Source organism: Nonomuraea zeae (assembly GCF_005889725.1).
Classification (GTDB): Bacteria; Actinomycetota; Actinomycetes; order Streptosporangiales; family Streptosporangiaceae; genus Nonomuraea; species Nonomuraea zeae.
Genome location: NZ_VCKX01000353.1, coordinates 1 through 11,570 on the forward strand (window position 1 = coordinate 1; position 11,570 = coordinate 11,570).

Genomic DNA, 11,570 nt, shown 5'->3' on the forward strand with positions numbered 1-11,570 from the left:
GGCTATCTCAACGGGGGCCGGGTGGGCCGGACGTTCCGGCGCTCCTTCGAGGTCGAGCTGGCCTGGCGGCCGCAGCCCGACGTGCTGGTGCTCTCCGGTGGCCACAACGACCAGCGCTGGAGCAGCGTACGCGTGGGCCGCGCCGCCGAGCGGCTGGTGGAGGACGTGCGGGCGCGCTGGCCGGGCACCAGGATCGTCATGGTCGGGCCCATCTGGCTGGCCGGTGCGCCGGCGAAGGCCTACCGGGTGCGCGACGCCCTGGCGCGGGCGGCCGAGCGGGAGGGCGTGGTGTTCCTCGACCCGATGCGGGAGCGCTGGGTCACGGGCCGGCCGTCGGAGGTGATGCTGCCCGACGGCGTGCATCCGACGTCCGCCGGGCACGAGCGCATCGCCGCCTGGCTCGCGCGCGAGCTGGTGTAGCGCGTCACCAGGGTCCGTAGGGGCCGTTGTTGCCGCCCCGGCCGCCCATGCCCTTCACCGCGGGCTTGACGTCCACGATGTAGATGGTGGCGGCGATGACGGCCAGGATCGAGAAGAAGCCCAGGCCGATGCCGATGAAGTCGGCGCTACCGATGAGCATGAAGGCGTTGAAGTAGCTCCACGCGCCGGCGCCGGAGAACAGCGTGGCCAGCACGAGGATCAGCAGCCAGAGGTTTTTCTGCAGCTTGCCCGCCGAGGTGAAGGCGTTGGTCGGCACCCTCAGCGCGTGCACGAGCGCGTAGACCGACATGCCGAAGATGACGGCGGCGAGCACCAAGAAGAGAAGGTTGAATACACCGTTGATCATATCCATGTTGTGGCTCCGCCCAATGCCGCGATGAAATCGGCTTCAGCCTAATAGGCGCCCCCGACAGGCGGGCACCCCTCAGCGGAAAGGCCCGCCTCCGGATGGGAGACGGGCCTCGCCGTCAGATCAGGCCTTGGCCTTGGTGGTGCGGGTCTTCTTGACCGGCTGGATCGGCTCGGCGACGGGCGGCTCGGCGGCCACCGACACCTCTTCGAGCTCCAGCGCGGCCTCGCCGCTCGCCTTGCTGACGACCTTGCGGCCGCGCGTGGCGAAGTCCTCGTAGGCCTCGGTGGCCAGGTGGGTGAGCTGGTCGGCGTATTCGCGGGCCTTCTCGGGGAACACCCTGGCGAAGCCCTCGGCCCTGTCGGCGGCGGCGCGCGCCCTCTCCGGCAGGTCCTTGGCGATCTCGGTGCGGCGCGACTGGAGCTTCTGGAGCTGCTCGGGCAGCTCGCGCAGCTTCTCGACCGCGAAGTCGCCGACACCCGCGACGGCGTAGAACGGCTTGGACTCGGTGAGCTTCTTGACCTCGGTGGCGAGCGTCATGAGTTAACCTTCCTTGGTTTCCTGGGTGACGTTGCCGTTGCCGGGGCTCGCCGCAAAGGGCTCAAGCGCGGCGAGAAACTCCTCGGGCAAAGGCTCGTCGTCCGAGCCGGAGTCGTGCCGAGGGCGAGCGTTCTGGGAGGTCTGCTCGTCTTCGGTGCGCTTCTCCTTCCGGAACGACTCGTAGATGTCGATCAGCACCTGGCGTTGCCGTTCGCTGAGCAGAGAGTCGGCCCTGATCGCGGTGATCACGTCGCTGGGCGGCTCGCGGTCCTCGATGAGGCCCGCTTGCACGTAGAGGGCCTGCGAGGAGATCCGCAGACCTTTCGCGATCTGGTTGAGAATCTCCGCGCTCGGCTTACGCAACCCGCGCTCGATCTGGCTCAGGTAGGGGTTGGAGACCCCCGCCGCGGCGGCGAGCTGGCGAAGCGAGATCTTCGCCTGCTGTCGCTGGTCGCGGATGTATTCACCGATCGAGCCGACCTTGGGTAGTGCCATGCCTCTAGTCTGCCTCGCCGTGCTTGCAATTGCAAACGCAATGGTTAACCACAGCAAGCGCTAGAGCTGGATGACCCACAGGAAGGGAGTGGCGGTGACCAATGTCACAGAAAGTGCGATGTAGCCGGACCGCACCGACGCGGCCAGCTCGGGACCCGGCTTGATCAGGCGATCCACCCTGGCCATGACGTTGTGGGCGTGGACGCCCAGCATGCCGTGGGGGGTCGGCATGGCGCCGGCCGTACCGAACCTGAGCAGCGCCGTGGCGAGCCTGCGCGGCGAGCAGTAGCGGCGCGCGCGGTCGTCGGCGGCCATCTCGATGAGCAGCTCGACCTGCGCCTGCGCATCGGCCACCACCTTGGACCAGGGCAGCGCCCTGCGCAGCGCGGCGAACGGCAGCAGCACCAGGTCGTGGCGCTCGCGCACGTGCGCGGCCTCGTGCGCGAGCACGGCCGTCAGCTCGTCTTCCGACAGCAGCTTGAGCGCGCCCTCGCTGATCACGACCTGCGAGCGCAGCCCGGGCACGCAGTAGGCCGCGGCACCCGGATGGGCGAGCACCCGCACGCCCGGCACGCCGGGGTCGTCGTGGGAGATCAGCGCGAGCAGCATCCGGTGCCGCCTGCGCGCGCGCAACGCCTGCACGCCCGCGGTGAGCAGCACCACGACCAGCACGGCCAGCGAGGTGAGCCCGGCGATCAGGGCCAGCACGTGCAGCGGGTCCCACGCCTCGACGGGCGGCTCCCCCTGCGCGAACGCGATCAGCCCCGGCAGCACGCTGACGCCATAGGGCTGGACGGCGTAGGCGAGCATGGCGCCGGTGGTGGCCAGGCCCCAGGCGACGCCCAGGCACTGCCAGACGATGATGGCCAGCCGGGGTGCCCGCGAGGTCCACTCGGCTGTGGTGAAACGCCAGGAGCCGAGCGCGCACGCCGTGGCGAGCGCTGCCAGCACCGCTGCCGTGATCACTCTTCCTCCAGCTCCGTGAGGGCTCTGCGCAGGGTCTCCGCCTCAGTGCCGGAAACGGCCTGGGCGAAGCGGGTCAGGGCGGCGGATCGGTCGCCCGTCAGGTCCAAGGCTTCCAGCATAAGCTCGGCGATGTAGGCGTCACGGCTTTCGGCGGGCTGGTAGCGCCACGCGCGGCCGTCGCGGGTGCGCTGAAGGAAGCCCTTGCGCGTGAGCCGGTCGAGCACCGTCATCACCGTGGTGGGGGCGAGGTCGCGGTCGGCGATGAGCCGTCCGACCTCGCGAGCGGTCAGCGCGCCGCTCTCCGCCCAGAGGATGTCCATGATGCTGCGCTCAAGCTCGCCTAGACCCTTCACGCCATTCAGACTAGCTCTACAACGTGTCGAGCTGGCATCCGGGTCGCCGCATTTCCCTGTGTAGCGGCGCTGCGACATGCGGTGTTCCCTGCGATGACGGCGGGGGTGATGGCGCGGACGTTGGCGAATCGTGGCCCGGTCCTGGCAGTCTCGGTGAGATGAACATCACTCTGGTACGAGGCGACATCACCGAGCAGCGGGCGGACGCCATCGTGAACGCCGCCAACTCCTCGCTGATGGGCGGCGGGGGCGTGGACGGCGCCATCCACCGCCGCGGCGGGCCGGAGATCCTGGAGGAGTGCAGGAAGCTGCGGGCCTCCCGTTATGGCAAGGGCCTGCCGACCGGCCAGGCGGTGGCTACGACGGCGGGGCGGCTGGCCGCGCGGTGGGTGATCCACACGGTCGGGCCGGTCCACGCCAAGTCGGAGGACCGCTCCGGCTTGCTGGCCTCCTGCTACCGGGAGTCGCTGCTGGTGGCCGACTCCCTCGGGGCCGCGTCCGTGGCCTTTCCCGCGATTTCGACCGGCATCTACGGGTGGCCCATGGACGACGCGGCCCGGATCGCTCTCGACGCGGTCCGGCAGTCCGGGACGGTCGTACAGGATGTCAGGTTCGTGCTGTTCGACGCGGACGCGTACGCGATCTTCGAGGCGCGCCTGTCGTGAGCGGCGGCTCGGGTGCGCAGCCCGGCGCGGCGGTGGGCCGCGCCGGGCGGGCTTGGGCGGGTGCCGCGCCGGGCGGGCTTGGGCCATGGGCGCCGCGCCGGGCGTCAGAGCTTTGGTCAGGGTGCCCACGGGGGTGCGACGGCCCAGGTGACGTCCTGGTCGTAGCCGGCCGGGGCGTCGAAGGCGTGAGACCCGCCCGGCACCGCTATGTAGACGGCCTCGGCGTAGTGGCGGATGTGGTGCGCGGAGATGTTGTAGGAGGCCAGGCTGACCCCCGTGGTCCCCGCGCGGGGCGGCTGGGCGCAGAACGTGGCGTCCTGGTCGAACAGCGCCGTCCCGTCCCGTGCGTCCTTGCGTACCCGGAAATCGGCGTGGCGCAGGTAGTGGCCGGCGAAGTTGCGTGACTCGAAGGAGTAGCAGCTTCCGTCCGCCAGCCCCCGCCGCACGTAGAACGTGGCGTCCTGCCTGAGCACCTCGGGGCCGGCCGCGTTGACCACGTCGGTGCGGGCCAGGGAGTCCTGGTGGCGCAGGTAGCGGTCGGTGAACCCGGGCGTCGTCACGCGCAGCGACTGTGCCGCCCCGACCGTGAGGTCGGCGCCGCTGCGCCACCAGGGCGCGCCGGGCAGCCAGGTGGCGTCGGCGGCGAACGAGGCGGCGGTGTCCCAGGCGTTCGGCCCGCCGCCGCGCGCGATGTAGACGGCCTCCGCGTAGTGGCGCAGGAAATAGCCGGGCTGGTTGAGCGACTCCAGCGACACGCCGGTGCCCGCCTGCGCGGCGCGGGCGCAGAACGTGGCGTCCTGGTCGAACAGGGCCGTCCCGTCGCGGGCGTCCTTGCGTACGCGGTAGGCGGAGTGACGCAGGTAGTGGCCGGGGAAGTTGCGGGACTCGAAGGAGAAACAGGTGCCGTTCGCCAGGCCGGGCCGCACCCAGAACGTGGCGTCCTGCTTGAGACCGTCCGCACTGGCCGCGTTGACCACGTCGGTGCGGGCCAGCGAGCTCTGGTGGCGCAGGGAACGGTCGGTGTAGCCGGAGGTGGTCACGCGCAGGGAGACGAGGCTGCCCGCGGCGAGCCCGGTGGCCGACTGGATCACCGAGCGGTTCACGGTGCGTACGCGGTCGGCGTTCATCTTCAGGACCCTGCGGTCGTACGTCCACAGGCCGTTGATCTCGTTCTCGACGTCCGTCGGCTGGGTGTAGATGGAGGCCGACAGGCCGTTGTTCACGATCAGCGGCTTGAGCTGCTCGTTGACGGAGACGTAGCGGTTGGTCAGCGCGGTGGCGTCTGAGGTCATCTCGTACGCGAAGCCGGTGCCCGGCCACTGGTGCCCGGGACTGGCCAGGCCCAGGCCGCCGAACTCGCCGAGCACGGCCACCCGGGTCGCGCTGGGCCGCTGGGGGGAGCCGGGGCCGACGTAGATGTGGTCGTCCACCACGTCGCCGTTGCCGCCGTCGAAGCCGCAGCAGTTCGAGCCGGAGTTGTTGTTCACCAGGCGGCTGGGGTCCCAGCTCTTGACCAGGTCGGCGATGCGGGCGGGGTCGTACTCGCCCCAGCCCTCGTTGAACGGGATCCACTGCACGATCGAGGTGATGCCGCGCAGGTGGTCCACCATGCGGCGCAGCTCGCTCTCGAAGTTGGCGCGGTCGGCCGTCGAGGGGCTGACGCCCGTGCGCATCGCGGGCATGTCCTGCCAGACCATCAGGCCGAGGCGGTCGGCCCAGTAGTACCAGCGGGCGGGCTCGACCTTGATGTGCTTGCGCACGGTGTTGAAGCCGAGCGCCTTCTGCTGCTCCAGGTCGAAGCGGAGCGCGGCGTCGGTGGGGGCGGTCGAGATGCCGTCGGGCCAGTAGCCCTGGTCGAGGGTGCCCATCTGGAAGACGAACCTGCCGTTCAGCGTCGGCCGCAGCACGCCGCCGATCACGGCCTTCCCGACCGACCTCATCCCGAAATATCCGGACACGGTGTCGCCGCCGCCGGTTCCCGTCAGCGTGACCCTGAGGTCGTACAGGAAGGGGTCGTCGGGCGTCCACAGGCGGGCGTTCGGCACGGGGACCCGCAGGTGCGCCCCGATCGCGCCGGTCGCGGTGCCGACCACGCTCCCGCCCGTCATGACCTCGGCCCGCACCTGCTGCCCCGAGGCCCCTGACGCCTGCACGACGAGGTCGAGCTGTCCGGCGGTCACGTCGGGCACGGTGTCCAGGCGCGTGATGCTCGCGGCGTTGACCGGCTCCATCCACACGGTCTGCCAGATGCCCGAGTGGGCGGTGTAGAAGATGCCGCTGGGGGAGCGGCGCTGTTTGCCGACGGGCGCCCCGGCCGCGTCCACCGGCGCGTACACGCCGACGATGATCTCGTTGGTGCCGGTCTGCAGCGCCGGGGTGATGTCGAAGGAGAACGGGTCGTAGGCCCCGGTGTGGGTGCCGATCGACGTGCCGTTCACCCAGACCCTGGTCTCCCAGCTCGCCGCGCCGAAGTTGAGCCGCACCCGGCGGCCGGACCAGGCGGCGGGCACGGTGAACGTCCTGCGGTACCACATGCGGTCCTCGTGCCGCTGGATGCGCGAAAGCCCCGATTCGATCGGGTACGGCACCAGCACCTGCTCGGCGAGGTTCTGCCCGACCGGCGGGGTGTTGATCGAGCCCGTGCCCGCGAACTGCCAGAGGCCGTTCAGGTTCTGCCATTCCGGGCGGACCAGCTGCGGCCGGGGATAGTCCGGCAGGGCGTTGGCCGGGGTCACCTCGGCGGTCCACGGGGTGGTGAGCGGGGGCGCGGCCAGCGCCTCCTGCACGGGTAACGCGACGACGGCTCCGGAGAGGACCAGCGCCGCCGTCATCCGGCGGGCCCAGCCCGAGAATCTGCTCATCTCGGCTCCTTGACGAGGAACGTCCTGAACTCCCCCGACAGATTGCGACCGAACTTGAACGAGTTGGATCGCACCTGGACCATATACCGGAGATCACCTGTGCGAAATAGTAAGATTTAGACCGCTTACGACGGGCTGACGGCGCTCCACGGCAGCGTCAGCTCGCCCAGGCGCCATCTCGCCACGCCGCCGAGCGGCGGCCGCTGCGGCACCGGCCAGGTCCGGGCCAGCAGGCGTACCGAGGCCAGCCAGCGCTGCCGCAGGCCGTGGCTCCCGTAAGGCGCGCTGACCGCCCAGGCGTGGTCGAAGTCGCTCAGGAACGCATGGATCCGCTCACCCGGCACGTTCCGGTGGATGAGCGTCTTGGGCAGCCGGTCGGCCAGGTCGGACGGCCGCTCGAAGGCATCGAAACGGGCGGAGAACGTGACCGTCCGGGGCTCTTCCGGAGAGAGGCCCACCCAGACCGCGCGCCGCCCGTTCTCCGACGAGGTCCCCTCGACCAGGACTCCGCCGGGAGCCAGCTCGCTCTGGAGCAGCTCCCAGTAGTGCCACGCCTCGGCCTCCCCGTACTGCCGCAGCACGTTGAACGCCCGTACCAGCGTCGGCGGGCGCGGGACGGGCAGCTCGAAGCCGCCCAGCCGGAAGCTCAGCCCCTCCCGCTCGTACGGCTTCGCCACCGCCACCCTGGCCGGATCGATCTCGATCCCCATCACCTCGACCCCGGGCGCGACCCGGCGCAGCCTGGTGAACAGCTCCAGCGTCGTCGTGTGCGATGCGCCGTACCCGAGATCCACCACGAGCGGCCGGTCGGCGGCGCGCAGCAGGCCGCCGTGCACGGCGGCGATCCACCGGTCCGAGCGCCGCAGCCGGTTGTGCCCGGTGGTGCCCCGGGTGACCGTGCCGACCGGTTTGCCGCCCCCGGCCGCTTTGCCACCCCCGGCCGCTTTGCCACCCCCGGCCGGTTTGGCCGGCTTAGCCACTGACGCGGTGCACCTTGTGCTGCGCCGCCTGCGCGCGCGGCCGGATGATCATGCGGTCGATGTTCACATGGGCGGGCCTGGTGACGCACCAGGCGATCGCGTCGGCCACGTCGTCGGAGGACAGCGGATCGGGCACCCCCGCGTAGACGCGCTCGGCGGCGGCCGTGTCACCGCGGAACCTGCTGACCGCGAACCCCTCGCTCTTCACCATGCCGGGCGCGATCTCCACGACCCGCACCGGCTGCCCGACCAGCTCCAGGCGGAGCGTCTCGACCATCGAGGTCTGGGCGTGCTTGGCCGCGCAGTAGCCGCCCCCGCCCTCGTACGACGTCAGCCCCGCCGTGGAGGTCAGCATCACCAGCACTCCGTCGCCCGAGTCGACGAGTCTGGGGACGAACGCCTGGGTCATGCGAAGGGAGCCGAGCACGTTCGTGTCGTACATCCGCTGCCAGTCATCCAGCCGCCCTTCCGCGACCGAATCCAGACCGAGCGCGCCACCGGCGTTGTTGATCAGCACGTCGCAACGATCGAGAGAGCCCGCGAGCGCGTCCACCGACTCCTGCGAGGTCACATCCAACGTCACCGGCCTGATCGAAGACACCTCCGAGGCCAGCTTGTCGAGCCGGTCGCGACGTCGCGCGCCCGCCACCACTTCGTACCCCTCGGCGGCGAGCCGACGCGCGGTCGCCTCCCCGATCCCGCTGCTCGCACCGGTCACCACAGCCGTTTTCCGCATGTCCGACATCCTGCCAGCCCGCCGCGGACCGGGCGGCGGGCACCCCTGAACCCCTCGGCCACCGGGTGGCGAGACGGCCTTGACTCCTCACTTGTGACTGCATGTCGGGAATGTCGCAAAAACTTGGATAGTTGTATTTCGCTTGGAGGTGGTGTCGAGTGAGGCGACGACGGGTCAGCCGGGTCGCGACCATCAGCATGCACACGTCGCCGCTGGACCAGCCCGGGACGGGCGACGCCGGCGGCATGAACGTGTACATCGTCGAGTCGGCCAAGCGGCTGGCTCAGCTCGGCGTGGAGGTGGAGATCTTCACCCGGGCGACCGCACGCGACCTGCCACCCGTGGCCGAACTCGCCCCAGGCGTCCTCGTCCGCCATCTGACCGCGGGGCCGTACGAGGAGATGGACCGGGCCGACCTGCCCGGCCAGCTCTGCGCGTTCCTGTCGGAGGTGCTGCGTACCGAGGCCGTCTACGACCCGGGCCGCTACGACGTCATCCACTCCCACTACTGGCTGTCCGGCCAGGTCGGCTGGCTGGCCAAGGAGCGCTGGGGCGTGCCGCTCGTGCACACCATGCACACCATGGCCAAGGTCAAGAACCTCCTGCTCGCCGCCGGCGACCAGCCCGAGCCGCAGGCCCGCGTGGTGGGCGAGCAGCAGGTGGTGGAGATCGCCGACCGGCTCGTCGCCAACACCGTGGACGAGGCCCGCGAGCTCATCGGCCTGTACGGGGCCCCCGAGAAGCGCGTCGCCGTCGTGAACCCCGGCGTCAACCTGACCGTCTTCCAGCCCGCCTCGCAGGGCGCCGCGCGGCACCGGCTGGGGCTGCCGCAGGACGCGCACGTGCTGCTGTTCGTGGGCCGGATCCAGCCGCTCAAGGCCCCTGACGTGCTGCTCCGCGCCGCCTCCAGGATGCTCATCGACGACCCCTCGCTGCGCGGCCGGCTGGTGATCGCCTGCGTGGGCGGCCCATCGGGCAACGGCCTGGCCAGGCCCTCCATCCTCACCGAGCTGGCCGCCGAGCTGGGCATCGCCGACGTCGTACGCCTCGTGCCGCCCGCGCCGCAGGCGGTGCTGGCCGACTGGTACCGGGCGGCCACGGTCACCGTCGTACCCTCCTACAGCGAGTCGTTCGGCCTCGTGGCGCTGGAGTCCCAGGCGTGCGGCACCCCCGTGGCCGCCGCCGCCGTGGGCGGGCTGCGCACCGCCGTCCGCGACGGGGTGTCCGGCGTGCTCGTGGACGGCCACGACCCGGCCGAGTGGGCGCAGGCGCTGAGCCGCTTCGTGGCCGCGCCGCGGTGGCGGGACCAGCTCTCGGAGGGCGCCCGCGGGCACGCCGCCGCGTTCGGCTGGCAGGCCACGTCGTCGCGCCTGATGGAGGTGTACGCGGCCGCCGTCGCCAACCTGCACCAGATCCCCGTGGCGCTGAACTTCTAGCGCGCACTCCTATTGTGGGTCTTATGCGCGATGTCGTCGAAGCCGCGCTCAAGGCCGCGGACGTCTCCTACGACGAGCCGCGGCCAGGGGCGTTCCTGGTCAAACTGCCCGGGCAACACAAGCTCGCCACCATGACGTGGCTGATCATCGGAGAGCAGGCGCTGCACGTCGAAGCGTTCTTCTGCCGCCAGCCCGACGAGAACCACACCGAGTTCTACCGCTGGCTGCTCGGCAAGAACGGCTCGATGTACGGGGTGCACTTCTCCCTCGACCCGGTCGGCGACGTCTACCTCGTGGGCCGCGTCCCGCTGGCGGCCATCTCGGAGGAGGAGGTGGACCGGCTGCTCGGGTGCGTGCTGACGTACGCGGACGACTGGTTCGACCGGGCGCTGGAGCTGGGGTTCGCCTCGTCGATCCGGCGGGAGTGGGAGTGGCGGGCCAAACGGGGTGAGTCGCTGGCCAACCTCCAGGCGTTCGCCCGCTTCGCCGACCCGGAGCGCTGATCCCGCGCCCGCCCGCGAACCATAGGATTGTCGTCATGGCGACTTTGGTGCTGCTACGGCACGGCGAGAGTGACTGGAACGCGAAGGGTCTGTTCACCGGCTGGGTGGACGTGAGCCTGTCGGCCAAGGGCGAGGACGAGGCCCGGCGCGGCGGCAAGCTCCTCCAGGAGACCGGGCTGCGCCCGGACGTCGTCCACACCAGCCTCCTGACCAGGGCCATCCAGACGGCCCAGCTCGCGCTGGGAGAGGCGGACCTGCTCTGGCTCCCGGTCAAGCGGAGCTGGCGGCTCAACGAACGCCACTACGGCGCCCTGCAGGGCAAGAACAAAGCGCAGACGCGCGAGGAGTTCGGCGACGAGCAGTTCATGCTGTGGCGCCGCTCCTACGACGTCCCCCCGCCGCCGATCGCGGACGACGACGAATACTCCCAGGCCGGCGACCCCCGCTACGCCCTGCTGCCGACGGAGCTCATGCCCCGCACGGAGTGCCTCAAGGACGTGGTGGAGCGCATGCTCCCCTACTGGTACGACGAGATCGTCCCCGACCTGGCGGCCGGCCGCACGGTCCTGGTGGCCGCCCACGGCAACTCCCTGAGGGCCCTGGTCAAGCACCTGGACGGGATCGGCGACGAGGAGATCTCGGGCCTCAACATCCCTACGGGGATCCCCCTGCTGTACGAGCTGGACGCCGACTACCGGCCGACGGTCCGCGGCGGGCGCTACCTCGACCCGGACGCCGCCAAGGCCGCCATCGAAGCCGTCGCGAACCAGGGCCGCTGAAAGTCGCCGCCCTCCAGGCGCCCCTCGCCGGATCGGCGGCCGGCGACCTCCCGGAGGCGATCGCCCGATGCGCGCGAGAGGCCGTCGAGCTGCTCGTCCTGCCGGAGTGCTACTTCGGCGGCATGCCACGCGACCGGTCTGCCGCCGAGGCCGTCGCGATGGCGAGCCCCTACTCGGGTCTCGCCTCCGCGCTGCGGGACTGCCCTCCGGCGCTGACCGTCGTGGCCGGGTTCACCGAACGGGCGGCGGACGGGCGGCTCCACAGCGCCGCGGCGGTCTTCCGGGCGGGGCGGCCGGTGGGGGCGGTCGCGCGCAAGCTCTTCCCGCGCGAGCCCGTGTTCAGCCCCGGCGACGACCTGCCGCTCCACCGCCACCGCGAGCACGCCTTCGGGGTGGTGATCTGCAACGACGCCAACTTCGTCGAGCCGTCCCGCCTGCTGGCGCTGGCCGGGAGCGAGGGCGGGCG

At 71.1% G+C, this 11,570-nt stretch carries 14 protein-coding genes; 6 read left to right on the forward strand and 8 right to left on the reverse strand.

From position 1 onward, the window contains the following. Positions 1 to 420, forward strand: a 420-nt coding sequence (locus ETD85_RS54100; protein WP_138697656.1) for an SGNH/GDSL hydrolase family protein, incomplete at its 5' end; no start/stop codon positions are given. Positions 421 to 424: 4 nt separating this feature from the next. On the opposite strand, the gene ETD85_RS54105 is transcribed toward ETD85_RS54100, so the two are convergent. The 5 genes from ETD85_RS54105 to ETD85_RS54125 form a co-directional block, all read right to left on the reverse strand. Continuing rightward, on the reverse strand, positions 425 to 793 hold the full coding sequence (locus ETD85_RS54105; RefSeq protein ID WP_138697657.1) for a DUF2516 family protein: 369 nt from the start codon (positions 791 to 793) through the stop codon (positions 425 to 427). Between the two features lie 120 nt (positions 794 to 913). Beyond that, positions 914 to 1,330: a hypothetical protein gene (locus ETD85_RS54110; protein WP_138697658.1), complete on the reverse strand. Its 417-nt coding sequence runs from the start codon at positions 1,328 to 1,330 to the stop codon at positions 914 to 916. A gap of 3 nt (positions 1,331 to 1,333) precedes the next feature. Next, complete coding sequence (locus tag ETD85_RS54115; protein WP_138697659.1) at positions 1,334 to 1,825, reverse strand: helix-turn-helix domain-containing protein; 492 nt, start codon at positions 1,823 to 1,825, stop codon at positions 1,334 to 1,336. Positions 1,826 to 1,885: 60 nt separating this feature from the next. Beyond that, positions 1,886 to 2,791 (reverse strand): M56 family metallopeptidase, encoded by a 906-nt coding sequence (locus ETD85_RS54120; protein WP_138697660.1) that lies wholly within the window; start codon positions 2,789 to 2,791, stop codon positions 1,886 to 1,888. Next, complete coding sequence (locus ETD85_RS54125) at positions 2,788 to 3,222, reverse strand: BlaI/MecI/CopY family transcriptional regulator (RefSeq protein WP_276617411.1); 435 nt, start codon at positions 3,220 to 3,222, stop codon at positions 2,788 to 2,790. Before ETD85_RS54125 ends, ETD85_RS54120 begins: the two co-directional genes overlap by 4 nt. A gap of 80 nt (positions 3,223 to 3,302) precedes the next feature. Between ETD85_RS54125 and ETD85_RS54130 the strand changes: the two genes are divergently transcribed. Continuing rightward, positions 3,303 to 3,809 carry an O-acetyl-ADP-ribose deacetylase gene (locus ETD85_RS54130; RefSeq protein ID WP_138697661.1) on the forward strand — a complete coding sequence of 169 codons (507 nt, stop codon included), beginning with the start codon at positions 3,303 to 3,305 and terminating at the stop codon, positions 3,807 to 3,809. Positions 3,810 to 3,925: 116 nt separating this feature from the next. Here the strand turns inward: ETD85_RS54130 and ETD85_RS54135 are convergent, their stop codons facing one another. The 3 genes from ETD85_RS54135 to ETD85_RS54145 form a co-directional block, all read right to left on the reverse strand. Continuing rightward, the gene (locus ETD85_RS54135; RefSeq protein WP_138697662.1) at positions 3,926 to 6,670 is read right to left on the reverse strand and encodes an AbfB domain-containing protein; all 2,745 of its coding nucleotides are present in this window, start codon (positions 6,668 to 6,670) and stop codon (positions 3,926 to 3,928) included. A 125-nt stretch (positions 6,671 to 6,795) separates the two neighbouring features. Then, positions 6,796 to 7,650: a class I SAM-dependent methyltransferase gene (locus ETD85_RS54140; protein WP_240780026.1), complete on the reverse strand. Its 855-nt coding sequence runs from the start codon at positions 7,648 to 7,650 to the stop codon at positions 6,796 to 6,798. Beyond that, positions 7,643 to 8,386 (reverse strand): SDR family NAD(P)-dependent oxidoreductase, encoded by a 744-nt coding sequence (locus ETD85_RS54145; RefSeq protein WP_138697663.1) that lies wholly within the window; start codon positions 8,384 to 8,386, stop codon positions 7,643 to 7,645. The genes ETD85_RS54140 and ETD85_RS54145 overlap by 8 nt, the downstream gene beginning before the upstream one ends. A 197-nt stretch (positions 8,387 to 8,583) precedes the next feature. On the opposite strand from ETD85_RS54145, the gene mshA reads away from it, so the two are divergent. The 4 genes from mshA to ETD85_RS63980 all read left to right on the forward strand — a co-directional run. Further along, a complete protein-coding gene (gene mshA / locus ETD85_RS54150) occupies positions 8,584 to 9,822 on the forward strand; it encodes a D-inositol-3-phosphate glycosyltransferase (RefSeq protein ID WP_138697668.1) in 1,239 nt (412 codons plus the stop codon). 23 nt (positions 9,823 to 9,845) lie between these two features. Next, positions 9,846 to 10,325 carry a type III secretion system chaperone family protein gene (locus ETD85_RS54155; RefSeq protein WP_138697664.1) on the forward strand — a complete coding sequence of 160 codons (480 nt, stop codon included), beginning with the start codon at positions 9,846 to 9,848 and terminating at the stop codon, positions 10,323 to 10,325. 35 nt (positions 10,326 to 10,360) lie between these two features. Further along, a complete protein-coding gene (locus ETD85_RS54160) occupies positions 10,361 to 11,104 on the forward strand; it encodes a phosphoglyceromutase (RefSeq protein WP_138697665.1) in 744 nt (247 codons plus the stop codon). A 98-nt stretch (positions 11,105 to 11,202) separates the two neighbouring features. Further along, positions 11,203 to 11,570 (forward strand): nitrilase-related carbon-nitrogen hydrolase (locus ETD85_RS63980; RefSeq protein WP_338087257.1); only part of this gene is annotated, 368 nt, incomplete at its 3' end.

Excerpts from the sequence above, each read along its gene's own strand:
- mshA (WP_138697668.1), top strand. The coding sequence starts at position 8,584 with ATGCACACGTCGCCGCTGGACCAGCCCGGGACGGGCGACGCCGGCGGC.
- ETD85_RS54110 (WP_138697658.1), bottom strand. The coding sequence starts at position 1,330 with ATGACGCTCGCCACCGAGGTCAAGAAGCTCACCGAGTCCAAGCCGTTC.
- ETD85_RS54105 (WP_138697657.1), bottom strand. The coding sequence starts at position 793 with ATGGATATGATCAACGGTGTATTCAACCTTCTCTTCTTGGTGCTCGCC.
- ETD85_RS54155 (WP_138697664.1), top strand. The coding sequence starts at position 9,846 with ATGCGCGATGTCGTCGAAGCCGCGCTCAAGGCCGCGGACGTCTCCTAC.
- ETD85_RS54160 (WP_138697665.1), top strand. The coding sequence starts at position 10,361 with ATGGCGACTTTGGTGCTGCTACGGCACGGCGAGAGTGACTGGAACGCG.
- ETD85_RS54135 (WP_138697662.1), bottom strand. The coding sequence starts at position 6,670 with ATGAGCAGATTCTCGGGCTGGGCCCGCCGGATGACGGCGGCGCTGGTC.
- ETD85_RS54130 (WP_138697661.1), top strand. The coding sequence starts at position 3,303 with ATGAACATCACTCTGGTACGAGGCGACATCACCGAGCAGCGGGCGGAC.
- ETD85_RS54145 (WP_138697663.1), bottom strand. The coding sequence starts at position 8,386 with ATGCGGAAAACGGCTGTGGTGACCGGTGCGAGCAGCGGGATCGGGGAG.
- ETD85_RS54125 (WP_276617411.1), bottom strand. The coding sequence starts at position 3,222 with ATGTCGCAGCGCCGCTACACAGGGAAATGCGGCGACCCGGATGCCAGC.
- ETD85_RS54115 (WP_138697659.1), bottom strand. The coding sequence starts at position 1,825 with ATGGCACTACCCAAGGTCGGCTCGATCGGTGAATACATCCGCGACCAG.